Source organism: Pseudoalteromonas sp. BSi20311 (assembly GCF_000239875.1).
Taxonomy (GTDB): domain Bacteria; phylum Pseudomonadota; class Gammaproteobacteria; order Enterobacterales; family Alteromonadaceae; genus Pseudoalteromonas.
Window position 1 is genome coordinate 1 of record NZ_BADU01000004.1, and the last position, 797, is coordinate 797.

Sequence of the window (797 nt, forward strand, 5' to 3'; positions counted from 1 at the left end):
ACAGTACGGCCACCTTCACGGATAGCGAAACGAAGACCTTCGTCCATCGCGATTGGCGCGATTAGAGTTACTGTCATCTTAACGTTATCACCAGGCATTACCATTTCTACGCCTTCTGGTAACTGTACGTCACCAGTTACGTCAGTTGTACGGAAGTAGAACTGTGGACGGTAACCTTTGAAGAATGGAGTATGACGACCACCTTCATCTTTCGAAAGTACGTATACTTCTGAAGTGAATGTAGTGTGTGGCTTGATTGAACCAGGCTTAGCTAGTACTTGACCACGTTCAACGTCTTCACGCTTAGTACCACGTAGAAGTGCACCAATGTTCTCACCAGCACGACCTTCGTCAAGAAGCTTACGGAACATCTCAACACCAGTACAAGTAGACTTAGTAGTGTCCTTGATACCAACGATTTCAACTTCGTCATTCACGTTGATGATACCAGCTTCAACACGGCCAGTTACAACAGTACCACGACCTTGGATTGAGAAAACGTCTTCGATAGGCATGATGAATGGCTTATCGATGTCACGCTCTGGCTCTGGAATGTAAGAATCAAGTGCTTCTGCAAGCTCAATGATTTTAGCTTCCCATTGCTCTTCGCCTTCAAGTGCTTTAAGTGCAGAACCTTGAATTAGTGGTAAGTCATCACCTGGGAAGTCGTATTCAGAAAGAAGTTCACGAACTTCCATTTCTACTAGCTCAAGTAGCTCTTCATCATCAACCATGTCACATTTGTTCATGAACACAACGATGTAAGGAACGCCAACTTGGCGAGAAAGTAGGATGTG

At 44.8% G+C, this 797-nt stretch carries 1 protein-coding gene; it reads right to left on the reverse strand.

The window, feature by feature from the left end:
- A partial coding sequence (locus P20311_RS00970) for an elongation factor Tu (RefSeq protein WP_036984578.1) occupies positions 1-797 on the reverse strand: 797 nt, incomplete at both ends.